The organism is Brevibacterium sp. HMSC07C04, from assembly GCF_001815905.1.
Lineage (GTDB): Bacteria > Actinomycetota > Actinomycetes > Actinomycetales > Brevibacteriaceae > Brevibacterium.
This window is the reverse complement of sequence record NZ_KV823243.1, coordinates 1-802: the sequence shown is the minus strand read 5'-3', so window position 1 is coordinate 802 and position 802 is coordinate 1. Positions and strand designations below refer to the sequence as shown.

3 protein-coding genes are annotated in these 802 nt (G+C 67.6%); 1 reads left to right on the top strand and 2 read right to left on the bottom strand.

Going from position 1 to position 802, the window contains the following annotated elements; genetic code table 11:
• On the top strand, positions 1-90 hold a 90-nt coding region (locus HMPREF3162_RS11325), incomplete at its 5' end, for a zinc finger domain-containing protein (protein WP_141750273.1).
• Between the two features lie 49 nt (positions 91-139).
• On the opposite strand, the gene HMPREF3162_RS02315 is transcribed toward HMPREF3162_RS11325, so the two are convergent.
• Positions 140-451: a metal-sensitive transcriptional regulator gene (locus HMPREF3162_RS02315; protein WP_070576921.1), complete on the bottom strand. Its 312-nt coding sequence runs from the start codon at positions 449-451 to the stop codon at positions 140-142.
• A gap of 17 nt (positions 452-468) precedes the next feature.
• A partial coding sequence (locus tag HMPREF3162_RS02310; RefSeq protein WP_083304272.1) for a hypothetical protein occupies positions 469-802 on the bottom strand: 334 nt, incomplete at its 5' end.

The following is an 802-nucleotide window of genomic DNA, read 5'->3' as shown; positions in this document are numbered from 1 at the left end:
CGCTGCGGGGCGACCGTTCGGCGCAGCGCCGTCGCAGGACGCTCATCCCACTGGTGTCCCGCCTGCCAGAAGCCCCAGCGGCTGCGCTGAGCGGCCGAGCCTGCTGCGGGCTCGGCCGGCTGTCGCGCACCGCGGCAGGTCAGGAGCGGACCAACCGGCTGATGGCCTCGCTTGCCTCCTGCAGCTTCTCCAGCGCTTCGTCCTCACCCTGTTTGGCGGCATTGAGCACGCAGTGCCCGAGGTGGTCGTCGAGCAGTCCGGTGGCAACGCCCTGCAGAGCCCGGGTGAGTGCGCTGATTTGCGTGAGGATGTCGATGCAGTACTTTTCCTCGTCGATCATCTTCGCGATTCCGCGAGCCTGGCCCTCGATGCGCTTCATGCGGGCGAGGTAGCGGCCCTTGTCGCTGATGTAGCCGTGCTGGTGGTTCTCAGATGCCGTGTCCGTCGTCATAGCCGTGTCCTATGCCTCTAGCGCTCCAGGACGGAGCGGGTGCTTGATTCGGGGGAGAGGTCGATGCGCCGCAGCAGCTGGGCATTGAGCGCTACGACGACGGTCGACAGCGACATGAGAACCGCGCCGACCCACATCGGCATGACGAAGCCGATCGGTGCGAGGACGCCCGCTGCCAGGGGCACGGAGATGAGGTTGTAGCCGGCGGCCCACCACAGGTTCTGCTTCATCTTGCGGTAGGCGGCGTTCGACAGCTCGACGACCGACAGAACGCTGCGCGGATCGGAGCTGGCGAGGATGACCCCGGCGGAGGCGATGGCGACGTCGGTGCCGGCGCCGATCGCGATGCCG

Coding starts and splice junctions, on each gene's coding strand:
- HMPREF3162_RS02315 (WP_070576921.1), bottom strand. CDS start 451: ATGACGACGGACACGGCATCTGAGAACCACCAGCACGGCTACATCAGC.